Source organism: Paraburkholderia sp. RL17-373-BIF-A, assembly GCF_046030175.1.
Classification (GTDB): Bacteria; Pseudomonadota; Gammaproteobacteria; order Burkholderiales; family Burkholderiaceae; genus Paraburkholderia.
The window spans coordinates 129,561-145,182 of the sequence record NZ_JARESO010000013.1; the positions used below are offsets into that span (position 1 = coordinate 129,561).

The window sequence follows — 15,622 nt, forward strand, 5'->3', positions numbered from 1 at the left end:
ACGCCAACCAGAAAATGGAGGAGACAACGTGCTGAAGAATCTGGATCCGCTGTTGCATGCCGAAGTGCCGCGCGCATTTCAGGCATCGAAGGACGTTCCCTTTAACCCGGCTGTTCAGGAACAGGGGCAACGCGCATGAACACGTCTTCGCAACCAAACGGTCGCATCGTCATTCTCGGCATCTACGTCACCGATCTGACGTTTCGCGCCGGACGTATGCCGCAGATCGGCGAGACCATCGCGGGCACGGCGTTCGCGATGGGGCCGGGCGGCAAGGGCTCGAATCAGGCGGTCGCGGCCGCGCGTGTCGGCGCGGAAGTGGTGTTCTGCACGCGCATCGGCAACGACGCGTTCGGCTCTATCGCACGCGCCACGTGGGCCGCTGAAGGCATCACGGCGCGCGCGTCGGTGATCGACGGCGTCTCGACCGGCGCGGCGCACATTTTCGTGGACGACAACACCGGCATGAACGCGATCATCGTCGCATCCGGCGCGGCGGGCACGATGGAGGCCGCCGACGTCGACGCAATCGAAGCCGATATCGCCGCCGCCCGCGTGTTCGTCACGCAACTCGAACAGCCGCTCGAAGCTGCACGCCGCGGGCTCGAAGTAGCGCGCAAGCACGGCGTCATCACCGTGTTCAATCCGGCGCCCGCCATGCCGCTCGACGATGCCATCTTCCCGCTGTGCGACTACATCACGCCCAATGAAACCGAAGCGGCCGCGCTCACCGGCGTGCCGATCGCGAATGCCGACGACGCCCGGCGCGCCGCCGACGTACTGCTCGCCAAAGGCGTCGGCACGGTCATCGTCACGCTGGGCGAGGGCGGCGCGCTGCTGCATTCGGCGGAGCAATCGATCCTCGTGCCCGCCTACCACTGCGGCCGCGTGGTGGAAACCGCCGGCGCCGGTGACGGCTTCACGGGCGGCTTCGCGGCAGCGCTAGCACGCGGCGACGACGCCATTACGGCATTGCGTTTCGGTTGCGCGCTCGCGGGTATTTCCGTGACGCGTCCGGGCACGGCGCCTTCCATGCCGACACTCGACGAAGTGAATCAAGTGCTGAGCCAACCGACCGGCGTGTCCCAGTCATCCTGACCGTTTGCGAAGCCTGAAGGAGGGTGTCGTCACCATGAAGTCTTCGTTCACCGCTGGAAAACTGTTCGGCGACCGGCAACTGAATTTCCTGCTGATCGTCAACGTGCTCGTCGTGCTGGTCGCGACGTGGCTCTCGCGCGGCCAATTCGTCGATATCGACAATCTGCAGTCGATGGGCGGCCAGTTGCCCGAGCTCGGCCTGCTCGCGCTCGGCATCATGCTCTCGATGGTGTCGGGCAACGGCGGCATCGACCTGTCCGGCGTCGGGCTCGCCAACCTGTCGGGCATGGTCGCCGCGTTGATCGTGCCGCGCTTCGTCAACGGCGACGATTCGCCCGCGCTTTACACGTCACTCTTCTGCGTGATCGTGGTGGTGATGGGTTTGCTTGGCGGACTGCTGAACGGCGTGGTGATCGCGCGCCTCAGACTCACGCCGATTCTCTGCACGCTCGGCACGCAGCTGCTGTTCACCGGCTTCGCGGTGGTGCTCAGCAACGGCGCCTCGGTGCATGTCGACTACGTGGACCCGTTGTCGAATATCGGCAACGGCACGGTGTTTCAGGTGCCGATCGCGTTCTGCATTTTTATCGCCGCGGTGATCGTGCTGGGGTGGCTGCTCAAGCGCAGTCCATTCGGCCTGCGTCTCTATCTGATGGGCACCAATCCCAAGGCGGCCTTCTATGCCGGCATTCCGCGCGCGCGCATGCTGATCACGACGTATGCGATGTGCGGCGTGCTCGCGTCGCTGGCCGGGCTGATCAGCGCGACGCATACGTCGAGCGCGAAATGGGACTACGGCAATTCCTATCTGCTGATCGCGATCCTGATCGCGGTGATGGGCGGCGTGAATCCCGCCGGCGGGCATGGCCGCATCATCTGCGTGTTCTTCGCCGCGACGGTGCTGCAGTTTCTTTCCAGCCTGTTCAACCTGATGGGCGTGTCGCAGTTCTTCGGCGATTGCGCGTGGGGGTTTCTGTTGCTGCTGTCGCTGGCGTTTGCGGGCGGCGAACGGGTGCGCGCGATCTTTGGTTTCGGCGGCGCAAGCAATGCCGGCGCTTCAAGTGCAGCGCCTAAGCGTTAGTGGCGCGCGACAAGGTTTCAGTACGCGGCGGACAACGAGCCCTGGCTGTCCGCGACGATCAAGTGGGCGACATCGAACGATAAAGGAGACTTTGCATGAAATTGACTCGACTGGGTGCCGCGCTCGCAGCGGCCGCGCTGACGGTAGGTGTGATCGCTGCCGCGCAGGCTGCCACGAACGAAACGATCGTCACGGTCGTCAAGGTGACCGGCATCAACTGGTTCAACCGGATGGACGACGGCGTCAAGCAGTTCGCCAAGGACAACCCCAACATAAACGCGTATCAGACCGGGCCCGGCCGCGCGGACGCGGCGCAGCAACTGAAGATCATCGAAGATCTGATCGCCAAGAAGGTCACCGCCATTGCCGTGGTGCCCTACGATCCGCCGACGCTCGAACCGGCGCTGAAGAAGGCGATGGATCGCGGCATCAAGGTGGTCACGCATGAAGCCGACAATGCCAAGAACACGATGGTCGACATCGAGGCGTTCGACAACACCGCCTACGGCGCCGGCCTGAACGAGCGTCTCGCCTCGTGCATGCACGACGACGGCAAGTGGGCCGTGCTGGTGGGTTCGCTCGGCAGCCGCTCGCAGGTGCAATGGGCGGACGGCGGCATCGGCAACGCCAAGGCCAAGTATCCGAAGATGAACCTGGTCGAGCCCAAGCTCGAAACCAATAACGACGGCGAGCGCGCCTATGAAGTCGCCAAGGAAGTGCTGCGCAAGCATCCGGACCTGAAGGGCTTCCAGGGTTCGTCGTCGCTCGACGTGATCGGCATCGGCCGCGCGGTGGAAGAGGCCGGCATGCAGGGCAAGATCTGCGTCTACGGCACGGGCCTGCCGACCGAAGCCGGCAAGTTCCTCGAAAGCGGCGCCATCAACGGCATCGCGTTCTGGGATCCGAAGCTCGCGGGCATCGCGATGAACAAGGTCGCGCAGATGCTGGTGGACGGCAAGACGGTCGAGAACGGCGCCGACCTCGGCATTCCTGGCTACACGAAGGTCACGGTCGCGAAGGGACCGGGCAAGGGCATCATTGTGCGCGGCCAGGGCTGGGTGAACGTCGACAAGACGAACTACAAGCAGTATCCGTTCTGAGCTTTCTGGCGGCTTTGACTTTTGTTTCATGTGTCACGGCGTCCCCGAAAGGGGACGCCCCAACCTGCGACTCGCCACAATGAATCAAGACGCAACCTCACCGAAGTCACCACAGTCCGACGTTTCGCAGCCATTCCTGGAGGTGGTCGGCGTGCACAAGCGCTTCACTGGCGTGCATGCGTTACGCGGCGTGAGCCTGTCGTTCGAGCGCGGCCAGATCTATCACCTGCTCGGCGAAAACGGTTGCGGCAAGAGCACGCTCATCAAGATCATTTCCGGTGCGCAGCCACCCGACGAAGGCGAACTCGTAATCGAAGGCGTGCGGCACGCGCGGCTCTCCGCGCTCGAATCGCTCGCGGCCGGTATCGAGACCGTTTATCAGGATCTCTCGTTGCTGCCCAATATGAATGTGGCGGAAAACGTCGCGCTCACGTCCGAGTTGGCCACGCACGCGGGCAAGCTGGCCCGCACCTTCGACCGGCGCGAGCTGGCCCGCACGGCGGCGCGCGCGCTCGAAGCGGTCGGGCTGCCCGGCAACGCCGAGTTTCAGGCAACGCTGATCGAGCAATTGCCGCTCGCCACGCGGCAGCTCGTGGCGATTGCCCGCGCGATCGCCAGCGAGGCGAAGTTCGTCATCATGGACGAGCCCACCACGTCGCTCACGCAGAAGGAAGTCGACAATCTGATCGCCGTGCTCGCCAATCTGCGCGCGCAGGGCGTCACCGTGCTGTTCGTGAGCCACAAGCTCGACGAGTGCTATGCGATCGGCGGCGAAGTGATCGTGCTGCGCGACGGCCAGAAAATGGCGCAAGGACCGATCGCGCAATTCACCAAGGCGCAGATCAGCGAGTTGATGACGGGGCGTCATCTGTCTAACGAGCGTTATCGTGAAGGCGCCTGCGAGCCCAACGTCGTGCTCGATGTGCGCGGTTATACGCGCGCCGGCCAATTCAGCGATGTGTCGTTCGCGCTGCACGGCGGCGAGATTCTCGGCATTACGGGTCTGCTCGACTCGGGGCGCAATGAACTTGCGCGCGCGCTCGCGGGCGTCGCGCCGGCGCAATCCGGGCAGGTGATGCTCGACGGCAAGGCCGTCTCGCTGCGCACGCCCTCGGACGCCAAGGAGCATCGCATCGGCTATGTGCCGGAAGACCGCCTGAACGAAGGGCTCTTTCTCGACAAACCGATCCGCGACAACGTGATCACCGCGATGATCTCCAGCCTGCGTGACCGCTTCGGCCAGATCGACCGCACTCGCGCGCAGGCGCTCGCGGAACAGACGGTGAAGGATCTGCAGATCGCCACGCCGGGTGTCGACAAACCCGTGCAATCGCTGTCGGGCGGCAACCAGCAGCGCGTGCTGATCGGCCGCTGGCTCGCCATTGACCCGCGCGTGCTGATCCTGCATGGACCGACAGTCGGTGTCGACGTCGGTTCGAAGGACATCATTTACCGCATCATGCAGCGCCTGTCGCAACGCGGCATCGGCATCATCCTGATCAGCGACGACTTGCCGGAACTGCTGCAGAACTGCGACCGCATCCTGATGATGAAGAAAGGGCGTGTCGCCAGCGAATACCAGGCCGACACGCTGAGCGAAGCCGATCTGTATCACGCGCTGCTTTCGGAAGCCGCATAAAGGACGTCTCTACTCATGAACTCGCGCATCGATTCGCGCCTGAACCAGACCATGACCACCCCGACCGTCGTCGAAGTCGCCCCCGAGGTCAAGCCGCCGAGCTTGCGGGCCAAGCTCGCGCGCAATCCCGAATGGTTCACCCTGGCATTGATCGCGGTGACGTGCCTGATTGTCGGTGCGATCAATCCGCGTTTCTTCCAGTTGGCGACGCTGTTCGACCTGTTGCATTCGGCGACCACGATGTCGCTGTTCGCGTTAGGCACGCTGGTGGTGCTGGCGTCCGGCGGGATCGACGTGTCGTTCACCGCCATTGCCGCGCTGACGATGTACGGCATCACCAAGGCCGTGTTCGCGTGGTGGCCGGACGCGCCGTTTGCACTGATCCTGATCACGGGCGCGCTCGGCGGCATCGTGCTTGGCGTTGTCAACGGGGTGCTGGTGCATCGGCTGAAAGCGCCTTCGCTGATCGTCACGATCGGCACGCAGTATCTGTATCGCGGGCTGTTGCTGACGTTCATCGGCACGACGTTCTTTATGAACATTCCGCACAGCATGGATCATTTCGGCCGCATTCCGCTGTTTTTCTATCACACGGCTGACGGCTTGCGCGCCGTGTTGCCGGTGTCGGTGATAGCGCTGGTGGCGGCCGCGGTGGTCACGTGGTGGCTCCTGAATCGCACGATGATGGGACGCGGCGTCTATGCGATGGGCGGCAGCCTCGCGATTGCCGAGCGGCTCGGCTACAACCTGCGCGCGATCCATCTGTTTGTGTTCGGCTATACCGGCATGCTCGCCGGCATCGCGGGCATTCTGCATGTGTCGAACAACCGGCTTGCGAATCCGTTCGATCTGGTGGGCTCGGAACTCGATGTGATCGCGGCGGTGATTCTGGGCGGCGCGCGCATTACGGGCGGCACGGGCACGGTAGCCGGCACGTTGCTCGGCGTGGTGCTGGTCACGCTGATCAATAGCGTGCTGATTCTGGTGGGCGTGCCGAGCACCTGGCAGAAGGTGATTATCGGCGCGTTTATTCTGATCGCCGGGACGCTGTTCGCGTTGCAGCGTAAGAACTAGAAGAGTTGCGGCCTTTGCATTGCTAACGCCGCAATGCAGAGGCACGCATACGCGCTTACCGGCGCTTGCGGAGTTCCTGGCCTTTCTCGGTGATGATGGAATCGAAGTCGTCGACTTGCGAGAAACGCACCGCTTTGACGACACCGAACTTGCTCTGATCCACCACCAGATGCCGCTCGACTGCGCTCGCCATAGCCGCCTGCTTGAGGGCGACCTCATGAAAATTCCAGCACGTCACACCGCGCGCCGCGTCCACGCCGCCGGCGGAAATGAATGCCTTGTTGATGCCCATGCGGCGCAGCATCTCCAGACTTTCTTCACCTGCGAACGAATCTGACGAAGGTACATAGACGCCGCCCAGCAGAATCATCCGCACATTGGGTTTGCGCCGCAAAATTTCCGCGACGTTCAGCGAATAGCACACCACCGTGACATGCCGCTCGACCGGAATCAGCCGGGCCAGCGTAGTGAGGGTCGTGCCGCAGTCGATGAACAGCGTTTCGTTGTTGCCGATAAGTCCCGCCGCGATCGCCGACGCCTCGGCTTTGGCCTGCGCGAAGTGGTCTTTCTCTTCTTCGAGTGAATAGCCGGCGTTGTTCGGTACGTCGGTCGCGCTGACGATATAGCCGCCGAGATACGTGAATCGCTCGGGACTGCCCGCAATGTCGCGCCGGACAGTCATTTCCGAAACGCCCAGCAGGCCGGCGGCGTCGCGCAGGCGCATCACGTTTTGCCTGGCCAGCGCATCGGCAAGGGCGCGGAGGCGGTCGGGTTTCAGCATGGAGCTCCTGTCGCGCAGTATGGGAGGGCGTTATGTTTTGTTCGATTTGGTGAAAGAATTATAACAAGAGGCGGTGCGCACGGCGAGCGAGATATCGGTCGATTGAGAGGACCGGCGGCACGCGTTTCCTGGTTCCGCCGATGCCGCAGTTGGCAAACGCAGCAGTGCTGGCGATGCTCAATGCGAATGCGGCTGAAGCGAGCAGGGCGTTGGATTTTATTGCGTCGATTTGTTAAATGAAGCGAGGCGTTTATTTGATCGGCGGCGGGCCGGGCGGAATGTGCGATTATCGCGGAGAAAGACATGGGGCGGCACACGATTGCATTCAGCATGGATGCATGATTTTTTAATTCGCAGCACGCCACGCCATTCATTCATTTACATTTCCGTAAGCCTCGTTATAATCCGAACGCTTACGTCGCGGCTTTTTGCGGCCGGAGAAAAACCGACAACATCACATGCGAAACGGATAACGATAATGGCTGGCGGACAAAATATCAAAACCCTGTGTGAGAACCACTGGACGCAATGGAAAGCCGATTGCAGCGGCTTCCTGAAGGCAGTCGCCGCGGATCTCGATATTACGCTGACGGGTGATGCGAACAGCATTATCGACGCCATTGGCCGCGCACCGTGGACTCAACTCGGTTCGGATGCCGACAAGGCCGTCGCTTATGCCGGACTCGGCTATCTGGTGGTTGCCGGATTGAAGGCGACGCATCACGGCCATGTCGTGATTATCATGCCGGGTCAATCGAAACCTTATCCGCTTGCGTATTGGGGCCGATATGGCGGCGTCGGACGGAAAAACACCGCCATTAACTTTTCCTGGACGCATGCGGATCTCGCGAATGTTCAGTATTACGCCATCAAACCATGAAGCAGAGTCTTATCACGCGTGCGGTCGTGACCGTTGCCGGTCTGTTGATCTCGGGTCCGGTTGCCCTCGCGCAATCATGTCACTACAGCGAAGTGAATCCCGGCACGGGCAAGGTCAGCGTCGGCGATCTGTCAATCGATCTGGGTCAGAGCGACGGCACGGATAGTCCGACGGCCTGGCTCGGTCCGGTCACGCTGAGCCGTGCGGGCGGGGCATCGTGCTCCGTGGATCCTGACGTCAGCATCGTCGAGCGGCCGCTTTATACGAACGGCAAGCAACTTCTCGTCTCCACGTATTCCGGCAGCGAGCAGGTCGTTTACGCGATCGATTCAGCGACCTGCAAGATCCAGTGGAAGAGCGCTTCGTTTTCCGGCAAGGTCAAACTGAGCGGCAATCGTCTGCAACTGGACAAGCGCAAGGTGAAACTAGGCTCGAACTGCACGCCTTGAAAGAGCCTGAAGGTTCGCGCTTTGGGTTCGCGCTGTGTGCCATCAAGTTGAGCGAGCTGATCGACGATCATCTCGCTCAAGTCGCTTTTTAAGGTCACGCAAGCGCAGCGCGCGACTCTTGCTCGTCCGCCGCGAGATATCGGACGGGTGTCGTTCCCATCGCTCTGCGGAACACCAGAGGGGAGGGAAGTCGATCACATCAGGCACTTCGTGTCATGACCTCAGGGAATTACCTGAGACGCGAAAACAATGGTTTTCGTCTACCTTTTCCGATACTGAGTCGGTTAACGCTGAATGCCGGGTGCTCAAGGAGCTTTGATGACTGCTCTGGACCAGATTGACACCGTCGTGATCGTCATGATGGAAAACCGTTCCTTCGATCACGCACTCGGTTATCTAAGCTTGAACGGCAGCCAGGTTAACGGTCTTTCCGCGGATCTGGCGTGGCAGGCGAACTTCATCAACGTATACAACGGCAAGCAATATCCCATTCATGCGTTGAGTCCGAATGGACCTGCCATATCGGACCCGCCTCACGACCGCGGCCCGATCGCCACGCAGATCGACACACCGTGTGTGCCGGGAGGATGCCCGGAACTCGGCGGATTCGTGCAGAGCTATGCAACCCGCAAGCCGGCACCGTCGAATCTGGCCGACGTGATGGGTTATTACGACGCTCGCACTGTACCCACTTTCGACTTTCTCGCGAAACACTTCACCGTGGCGACAACTGGTTTGCTCCGTTGCCCTCAGGAACTCAGGCAAACCGTCTGATGGCGATGGCGGGGACTAGCCTGATCAACGATAACGTGCAAGGGCTGAGCTTTCTGCCGGATCAGCCACTTGTCTATGATTGGCTGCGCCAGCGCGGCATACCTTGGTGTGTCTATCAGTCAGGGAGCTTCTTTCCGTTCTTCAGCATGATGAAGGAATGGCTTCCGGAGATCCTGCTGTCCTTGACCTTGCCGCTCAACGACGCCGGCGGAAACTTCTGGCGGTATTCGAGGTTTGCCCATGACTGGCAGGGCAACGGCATTCTCCCGAAAGTGATTTTCATCGAACCGGAATACACGGACGGCCCTCACAACACCGCCAACGACGATCACTGCCCAACGGGGATGGCTGGTGGGCAAGCGTTCATCGCTGATATTTACCGGACCTTGATTTCGAATCCGACCAGGTGGAAAGAGACGCTGCTGATCGTGACGTATGACGAGCACGGCGGGTTCTTCGATCATGTGGCGCCGTTGGACATTGCGGTCGATATCGCGGGGTTTTCGTTCAAGACTAGTGGGCTGCGGGTGCCGGCTTTTCTGGTGTCGCCGTTTGTCACGCCGGGGAGCGTCTTCTCGGGGAGACTCGACCATACTGCGGTGCTTCAGATGCTTGCGGAGAAGTTCGACGCGCAGAAGAAGTATTCCGATGCTGTCACTACTCGCAATGCGCAACTTGACCGGCTGGCAAGTGCTCTTAATGGTCAGCCTGTGGCTCAACCTGCGCCAGCGTTAACGGGCGCGCCGATACATGCCGCCGCGACTGCATTCAATGGAGTCGTGCAAGCGGGCGTGTCGGATACGACGCAGGGTTTTCATAATGTCGCGCTTCAGGTGGCAAGAGATCATCCTCAATTGCTGACCTCGCCGCAGTGGACGGGGCTGGCGGAGTATCTGGCGACGTATGGGAAGCATTGAGGAATGGAGGCATGTGTTGGGAGACGGGTCTGGTGGGCTTGAGCCCCAACTCCAGAATCGCCTGAATCACTTTAAACGGTTGAGTTCGCGCATGTTCAGTGTCACCAGTGCAGTTGCATGCATCGCCGGCTCCGCAGTCCCACGAGGAACCGGCAAGCATACCGAGGTCCAAAACACGACATTTCAATTTAGCTCAGATACGACATTACAGCTTTGCCGTAACAGATGAAAGGTTGATTCTTGGCACCTATGGTGACATGTTGCGTTGGTGTAGTTTTTCAGTTTTTTCTTATCTCTCAACGGGTAAGGCGGCCGAGTTATCCACAAGTTGCCCACTTTTCTGGAAATTCCTGTTGCGTGACCGTGACGCTGCTATTTGTTGCGTCCGTGGCTACCCGAGGACGCAACAGTGTGAGACCGGTAAACGTGGTTTTACCCGACTCAGTGTTGCGTTCTCATCCCCCTTGCTGCCGACCTAGGGGCGGCTTTTCGGTTTCACACCCAGCTCCCACAAAATGTCGATGTTTCTGAGATACGTAGCGACGTTCTCGGCTGAACCGTGGATGATCGAATGTTCGTGGACGTCAACGCTGTCGACTTTTGCCGACCATGGGTCTTCCAAGCACTGGCAGATGTCGTTGATATCGTCGCGATACTGCTCCAGTGTGCCTAGGTTCCAGTTCCGAGCAACATCAGGGGCCAACAGTACTGAGAGCGTGCCTTTCCTCTCGCCGATATACCGTACCGGCGCAAGCAGGCCACTGATGTAAAGGACCATGATTGCATCGACCACCCGATCGTCATGATCCTCATCCCAGATGATGGCGAAGTCGAGGAACGCGCACCGCTCAAGCCGATTGATCGCTTCATCGTGCCAGACCGGAGCCCGCAGAACCGAATAGTGGGTTCCCCGGCCAAAATGCCCCACTGGTTGTGTTTCGTCATGCAGCGTCTGGAAGAAGGGACAGTAGGACATTTCACACCCCTTTCGGGAGAGAAGCAGCTTCCGCCGCGGCTCTCGGCTATTTCGTGGCTAAGAGATCTGACCATGCTGCGCCAATTTCTTGCTTTGGCAAATGCTGTCTGCGAAAGCACTGAATCTAGTCTTTGAGCGACCAAGCAACATGTTGAAAAGTCGGCAGTCGGCGCATGAGGCGCCGCTCGCTGGCTCCGCATCATGGCCGCGCAAATGTCCCCATTCCATTCGGCAAACGGCACGCCGTAGCCTTCCGGCTCAAATTGCGGCGGGGTCGAGGTAAAAGAGCGTGGGCGGCCAGTCGTAGCGCTTGACGCATGCTTTCAGTCCAGGTTTTCGACAGCGGCGTTCGAAAGGCGCAGGTGTCCGGCGGAGAGGCTCCCCTCCCTCAGTTAGCGAAGGGCCGGGACCGCCCCTAAAGAGACGCTCAACTTTCTTGTTAGCGGACGGTCGCGGAAAACAATTCGGGGTATTCACTTGAGTGAGGCGAATCATTCCGTTACTGCACAACGTTGATATACTGCCGCTTCAGTTCGTTAAATATTGCGACACACGTTATTAATCAATGTTACTTAGAAGGATGTCTATGTTTTCCGAGAGTCTTACGTCATCTTTTCATAAAGACGCGGCAAGCCCGCGGACATATATAACGAATGCACCCTCGACAGCAACGGTGTTCTTGCGCAGCGTCGTAGAAATATGTGACTCGGTAACCCACTGTGAGCGCGCTCTTGAGAACAGTGGCGATAAAGCGATGATCGATAAATCGTCTGAATCGCTTCGCGTGTTTGTGATGGCAGCGTTCGCGATGCTGATGAGCAATTTTGAAGTATTTCAAAAACAGCAGTTTTCAGAGCTAGTGGATTCGAATGATTTTATGGATGGCTTTGACGATCTCGAGTTGGCAAAGCGACTCGAAAAAGAAGGATGTAACATCACGCTCTATCGGATACTTGCTGCACGTGGAGAACCTCGTGAACCCGGTCAAATAGTCGCAGACTCACTGGTATCTTGGCACAATCCATCTAGAGTGAATCAATATTTTCAAATTATTTTTCCGAAAATCAATATATATTCAAATTCCGTCATAGCGGAACTGGAGTTAATGTGGCAACTTCGGCATTCTATCGTACATACTGGCGGCACCATTACTCGGGAGGACGCCGCCAAAGTATCATCGTTGCGGAGATTCAGCGATCGAAAGCTTGTGTTAGAGGGGTCTTTCATATTAGAGGTGGGAAGGCGATTGCACGTTATCGTTAAGCAGGCGTCGGCTATCTTGGAACGCGAATTGCGCAAGCGATTCATACGCCAGGAGGGAGAGAGCGATGCTGAAGTTGATGAAATAATAAAAGAGATAGTCGGCTGTACGTCGCCAGTGCCAAGTTGGTTCGAAATCAAAACGACGTAATTTACAAGCAGTGTCTTCAATCGGGTGAAACAGTGAGCATCTACCACTAGGAAACATGTCTCGCAGTGCTAGGGTATTCGATGCGATTATTACCGCAATCGATGTTTCGTCAAATTATCCCCAGTACATTCCTTATAGAGCACGGCAAGTCCGTCAGAAACTTCCTGAAGTGTACCTAATGCGTAATCAACAAAACCAAACAAATGCATCTCATCCTGATTATCTTCTGGTTCAACAAAATAAATCAAGCTTTGGCGGACATGCTCTAGCTCAGCAACTGCGTCATAAGCTGACTGCAGCGCAGCATAGAGTTTTTTGTCTAATGTCGCCGCGTCTAATAGATATCGATCCATAAGTTCCCTATGCGTCTCAGTCAATGATGATCCGCTTTTAGTATCGTCATTCTTCCGTTTTACACGAAATAAAGTCTTTCCACTTCTGGGGAAAATGAATTCGAACCCGGCGCCGAGCTCTGCTTCGTCTCGAATCGTTTCGACAATATATTTAATAGATTTTATGGTCCAGAGATTTAATTCGCACTCACGGGAAATAAGCATTTTAATTGCTTTTATTTTTCGTTGCTCTCCGCGATAGCGTCGCACTCCCTCAAGTATTTCTTTTGTGAAAAATAGTGCGATAGCAGAAATTACGGCAATAGGAATAACAGTTACTGTAGGTTGCATAATTTTTTATGGTTATCCGTTTTGTCAGAAAACCTCGGCGTGAGTACGCGCCCGATATTCCTAATCTAGTCTTGGTGCAAAACGTAAAAATTGTCGGTCGCTAGCAGTATAGAAAAACAGCCCTAATGATACATTGGCGACGGCAAACTTACGATTATCAAGGCGCATTGGCGAACGTCCGTTGATGACCGAACCCGGTCCGGCACAGAGCGGCCGGCGTGGTGGGCCGTTGATCGGCCCTGTCGGTCAGAAGTCGACCCACTGCCGCCGCTCGTGCTGTCAGGGGTTGAACGGCAGGTAACGGAGTGGTCCGGTCATCCAAGCCGGCTTCTCGGGGACAGCAGTTCGGCCAATGCCGACATTGGGGCGGGCTGGATGCTACGTCAGCAATGTGACGCATCGCTGACGGTGGCGGCATCGAGCAGCCGGACGGCAGCTTCCTGCATCAGCGAACTCACACTTTCGACCCTGCAGCGACCTGTCACCTTTCTCGGGAGCGGACGGTCACCGGCAGCTGTGTTCGAGTCCTGTCGCGTGTGAAAAGCCGACTTGAAAATGGTGGAAAATATAGTCGCGATTGAATTCGGAATGGTCTTGGTTGCTCGGCGAGCATTTTCGCAGACGATTTTTTTGATCCACATCGCATAACTTGCCGCTCTTAACCTCGCGTGGAAGGATCTTATTGATACTATCCGCCTGCAAGTGGGATCCGTCTGAGCGCATCAGCTTTGGAAGCACGTGGTTCCTAGTCTCCGATTGAGTGAGCTGTCGGCCGTGGGTCTGTTTTCCACTGGCGCATGCGCGGTCTACATATTAGACCTTTTACCACTTGCAGCTGCCCTGCGTCATTACACCGGTATTTAGCAAAAACCCTGTCTTTTGATTTTTCTTTTTGCTGGTGTAGACCATGGAGGACACGTCCGTTCCTTGAATGATCATTTCGTACTCGCCGGACACTTGTCCGTTAAATACCTCGATCCACGTCGTGGTTTCCTGATCTGGCGCATTCTTGTCGAGCGTTTCGCTTGCCGAATTGGCTAGCACAAGCGGGATCGGCTGCTTCGCGTTCTGGTATCTGACGAATCCGGCCGAGAATTTGCTGGACGAATCGTAATACGTGCGCATCTCGAAGTTGACTGACTTCGCACCGCCGGAACTGAAGCAAAACGTTTCACTCGTCACTTCCGCATGGGCGACGAACGGCAGAGCGAGAAGCGCAACGGCAAAAAACGATTTCATAAGCATCCGAATTTATGGTTTTTGCAATTCAAGGGACGACGTGATTGTATGCTGTGTCGCGTAATACTTCTTCTTGGGATGAGGTGGATTGCCGACCATCACAGGATGTCCCTGAGCGTCGAGCACGGGTTCCTGCTGGCTGTTTCGTCGCCACTCGAACGTAAGCGAAACGGACTGGCCGGGAAAGATGTCGTCGAGCAACGCATTGCGCAGATACAGGACAGATTGCAGTCGCACTTCGAGGCCATTCAGATTCTCGATGGCGACATAGCCGTTCACGTCCTTGCTTACTGTAATCGCGTTGTCCTGACTGACACCCGCATCCATGTGGCATAGCATGTTGGCGCGGTTTGCGACATAGAAGCAGGCGCTATCGACGCAGTTGTAGGCGTTATGATGGCCGTCGTTGTCGCGCGCAATGAAGACGTTAGGGTCCCAACCAAGCGCCGCATATTCGGCTGGTACACCGCCTGCAGCGAATTTTCTGAAATCCCCATATGCCTGATAGTTGTCGAGATGAGTCAACTGGATGAGGCCGCGCCCATAGTACGGATTATAGGATTTTGTTTCGCCACGTATTTCGCGGACAAAATGCAGATTGCCGGTTTCCGGCACTACGTGAGAGAAAAAGTGCAGCAGGCGTTGCCGCGAAGCGGACACGCCATATCTTCGCGTGGCCTGATTGAACGGCAACGCCCAAGTACTTGCGCGCGAGTGCGCGTCGTTCCAGCTTGTGGTCGAGGCGTGAAACTGCGCCAGAGTCAGATGGAGAGGGCTGCGCGGGAAGCACCTTGCCATTTCAATAACGCAGCGTTTGTCGTTTCCTGTCGAAGCCGGATTTCACACAGTCTGCTGTAAGCAGCAGTAACTCGCCGCGCCGCAGGCCTTGATGCAGCATCAGCACGAAGGCAATGTAAACACGCCAGCGGGTCCTCGCATGCTTGAACGGATTCCGACCGGACTCCGGGTCCAGAAGATCGTAAAGCGCCTCCACGACGGAGGCTGGCAACGAGCGGATAGTTTCAACCTGACCGCTTTTCCGCACGTGCAATTGGTTGTACAAGGTCGAAAGCCTGTGCAGCCGCGCCTCTATGCCTCGCAGGCGGTCGTCCGGAATCCGGCTCTTGGAAAGCCAGGTCAGCACATCGGTCACAAACCCGAGGCCGACGTGCCAGCGCAACTCCTCGGCTCGGGTGGCTCGCGCCCGGTTTCGGATCGAAACAAACCACGATTCAAGAACGTCGGCCAGTGCGCCGTCATCGACGCCAGCAAGAGCATCGTCGAGACCGTTTGGTCCCAGAATCCGGTCCGCATGCTGGTACAGATCTTCGATATACCGTAGCTTGCCGGTTTGGGTAGATTCGGCCAGGTGGCCCATCGACATGATCAGCCAGACGTTGGCCCAATATCGCGGAATCGGAGGTTGACCGACAAGCGTGACGCTTCTCAGTTGCCTTGGAACCAACGAATTCGATAACTGAAGGAAAGCCATTGATCGATGCAACGGTAAAAAGGTGCCA

Annotated in this window: 14 protein-coding genes and 1 pseudogene; 9 read left to right on the forward strand and 6 right to left on the reverse strand. The window is 57.8% G+C overall.

All coding sequences use genetic code 11. From position 1 onward, the window contains the following. Positions 1-135: 135 nt before the first annotated feature. The 5 genes from rbsK (at position 136) to P0D80_RS18330 (ending at position 5,992) form a co-directional block, all read left to right on the forward strand. Positions 136-1,098 (forward strand): ribokinase, encoded by a 963-nt coding sequence (gene rbsK, locus P0D80_RS18310; protein ID WP_408285853.1) that lies wholly within the window; start codon positions 136-138, stop codon positions 1,096-1,098. A 34-nt stretch (positions 1,099-1,132) separates the two neighbouring features. Further along, positions 1,133-2,179, forward strand: coding sequence for an ABC transporter permease (locus tag P0D80_RS18315; protein WP_132377203.1), 1,047 nt, complete (start codon positions 1,133-1,135; stop codon positions 2,177-2,179). Positions 2,180-2,274: 95 nt separating this feature from the next. After that, positions 2,275-3,279 (forward strand): autoinducer 2 ABC transporter substrate-binding protein, encoded by a 1,005-nt coding sequence (locus P0D80_RS18320; protein ID WP_132377202.1) that lies wholly within the window; start codon positions 2,275-2,277, stop codon positions 3,277-3,279. Positions 3,280-3,358: 79 nt separating this feature from the next. Next, positions 3,359-4,918: a sugar ABC transporter ATP-binding protein gene (locus tag P0D80_RS18325; RefSeq protein WP_408285855.1), complete on the forward strand. Its 1,560-nt coding sequence runs from the start codon at positions 3,359-3,361 to the stop codon at positions 4,916-4,918. A 15-nt stretch (positions 4,919-4,933) separates the two neighbouring features. Continuing rightward, positions 4,934-5,992, forward strand: coding sequence for an ABC transporter permease (locus P0D80_RS18330; protein ID WP_408285856.1), 1,059 nt, complete (start codon positions 4,934-4,936; stop codon positions 5,990-5,992). A gap of 55 nt (positions 5,993-6,047) precedes the next feature. Here the strand turns inward: P0D80_RS18330 and P0D80_RS18335 are convergent, their stop codons facing one another. Then, complete coding sequence (locus tag P0D80_RS18335) at positions 6,048-6,773, reverse strand: DeoR/GlpR family DNA-binding transcription regulator (protein ID WP_132377199.1); 726 nt, start codon at positions 6,771-6,773, stop codon at positions 6,048-6,050. 478 nt (positions 6,774-7,251) lie between these two features. On the opposite strand from P0D80_RS18335, the gene P0D80_RS18340 reads away from it, so the two are divergent. The 3 genes and pseudogenes from P0D80_RS18340 to P0D80_RS18350 all read left to right on the forward strand — a co-directional run bounded on the left by P0D80_RS18340 (position 7,252) and on the right by P0D80_RS18350 (position 9,793). After that, positions 7,252-7,653: a hypothetical protein gene (locus P0D80_RS18340; protein ID WP_408285857.1), complete on the forward strand. Its 402-nt coding sequence runs from the start codon at positions 7,252-7,254 to the stop codon at positions 7,651-7,653. After that, positions 7,650-8,102, forward strand: a complete 453-nt coding sequence (locus tag P0D80_RS18345; protein WP_408285858.1) for a hypothetical protein — start codon at positions 7,650-7,652, stop codon at positions 8,100-8,102. The genes P0D80_RS18340 and P0D80_RS18345 overlap by 4 nt, the downstream gene beginning before the upstream one ends. A 360-nt stretch (positions 8,103-8,462) precedes the next feature. Next, positions 8,463-9,793, forward strand: a pseudogene (locus tag P0D80_RS18350) (alkaline phosphatase family protein). Between the two features lie 475 nt (positions 9,794-10,268). Here P0D80_RS18350 and P0D80_RS18355 read toward each other — a convergent pair. After that, on the reverse strand, positions 10,269-10,769 hold the full coding sequence (locus P0D80_RS18355) for a hypothetical protein (RefSeq protein WP_408285860.1): 501 nt from the start codon (positions 10,767-10,769) through the stop codon (positions 10,269-10,271). Positions 10,770-11,523: 754 nt separating this feature from the next. Here P0D80_RS18355 and P0D80_RS18360 point away from each other — a divergent pair. Further along, on the forward strand, positions 11,524-12,180 hold the full coding sequence (locus tag P0D80_RS18360; RefSeq protein ID WP_132377193.1) for a hypothetical protein: 657 nt from the start codon (positions 11,524-11,526) through the stop codon (positions 12,178-12,180). 89 nt (positions 12,181-12,269) lie between these two features. Here the strand turns inward: P0D80_RS18360 and P0D80_RS18365 are convergent, their stop codons facing one another. From P0D80_RS18365 to P0D80_RS18380, 4 genes are all read right to left on the reverse strand, one after another. Further along, the gene (locus P0D80_RS18365; RefSeq protein ID WP_408285861.1) at positions 12,270-12,863 is read right to left on the reverse strand and encodes a hypothetical protein; all 594 of its coding nucleotides are present in this window, start codon (positions 12,861-12,863) and stop codon (positions 12,270-12,272) included. Between the two features lie 822 nt (positions 12,864-13,685). Beyond that, a complete protein-coding gene (locus P0D80_RS18370) occupies positions 13,686-14,102 on the reverse strand; it encodes a hypothetical protein (protein WP_408183647.1) in 417 nt (138 codons plus the stop codon). A 12-nt stretch (positions 14,103-14,114) separates the two neighbouring features. Beyond that, positions 14,115-14,762 carry a hypothetical protein gene (locus P0D80_RS18375; protein WP_408285863.1) on the reverse strand — a complete coding sequence of 216 codons (648 nt, stop codon included), beginning with the start codon at positions 14,760-14,762 and terminating at the stop codon, positions 14,115-14,117. Between the two features lie 139 nt (positions 14,763-14,901). Beyond that, a complete protein-coding gene (locus P0D80_RS18380) occupies positions 14,902-15,594 on the reverse strand; it encodes a hypothetical protein (RefSeq protein WP_408285934.1) in 693 nt (230 codons plus the stop codon). Positions 15,595-15,622 lie beyond the last annotated feature (28 nt).

Coding starts and splice junctions, on each gene's coding strand:
- P0D80_RS18370 (WP_408183647.1), bottom strand. CDS start 14,102: ATGAAATCGTTTTTTGCCGTTGCGCTTCTCGCTCTGCCGTTCGTCGCC.
- rbsK (WP_408285853.1), top strand. CDS start 136: ATGAACACGTCTTCGCAACCAAACGGTCGCATCGTCATTCTCGGCATC.
- P0D80_RS18325 (WP_408285855.1), top strand. CDS start 3,359: ATGAATCAAGACGCAACCTCACCGAAGTCACCACAGTCCGACGTTTCG.
- P0D80_RS18315 (WP_132377203.1), top strand. CDS start 1,133: ATGAAGTCTTCGTTCACCGCTGGAAAACTGTTCGGCGACCGGCAACTG.
- P0D80_RS18360 (WP_132377193.1), top strand. CDS start 11,524: ATGATCGATAAATCGTCTGAATCGCTTCGCGTGTTTGTGATGGCAGCG.
- P0D80_RS18335 (WP_132377199.1), bottom strand. CDS start 6,773: ATGCTGAAACCCGACCGCCTCCGCGCCCTTGCCGATGCGCTGGCCAGG.
- P0D80_RS18340 (WP_408285857.1), top strand. CDS start 7,252: ATGGCTGGCGGACAAAATATCAAAACCCTGTGTGAGAACCACTGGACG.
- P0D80_RS18355 (WP_408285860.1), bottom strand. CDS start 10,769: ATGTCCTACTGTCCCTTCTTCCAGACGCTGCATGACGAAACACAACCA.
- P0D80_RS18365 (WP_408285861.1), bottom strand. CDS start 12,863: ATGCAACCTACAGTAACTGTTATTCCTATTGCCGTAATTTCTGCTATC.
- P0D80_RS18320 (WP_132377202.1), top strand. CDS start 2,275: ATGAAATTGACTCGACTGGGTGCCGCGCTCGCAGCGGCCGCGCTGACG.
- P0D80_RS18345 (WP_408285858.1), top strand. CDS start 7,650: ATGAAGCAGAGTCTTATCACGCGTGCGGTCGTGACCGTTGCCGGTCTG.
- P0D80_RS18330 (WP_408285856.1), top strand. CDS start 4,934: ATGAACTCGCGCATCGATTCGCGCCTGAACCAGACCATGACCACCCCG.
- P0D80_RS18380 (WP_408285934.1), bottom strand. CDS start 15,594: ATGGCTTTCCTTCAGTTATCGAATTCGTTGGTTCCAAGGCAACTGAGA.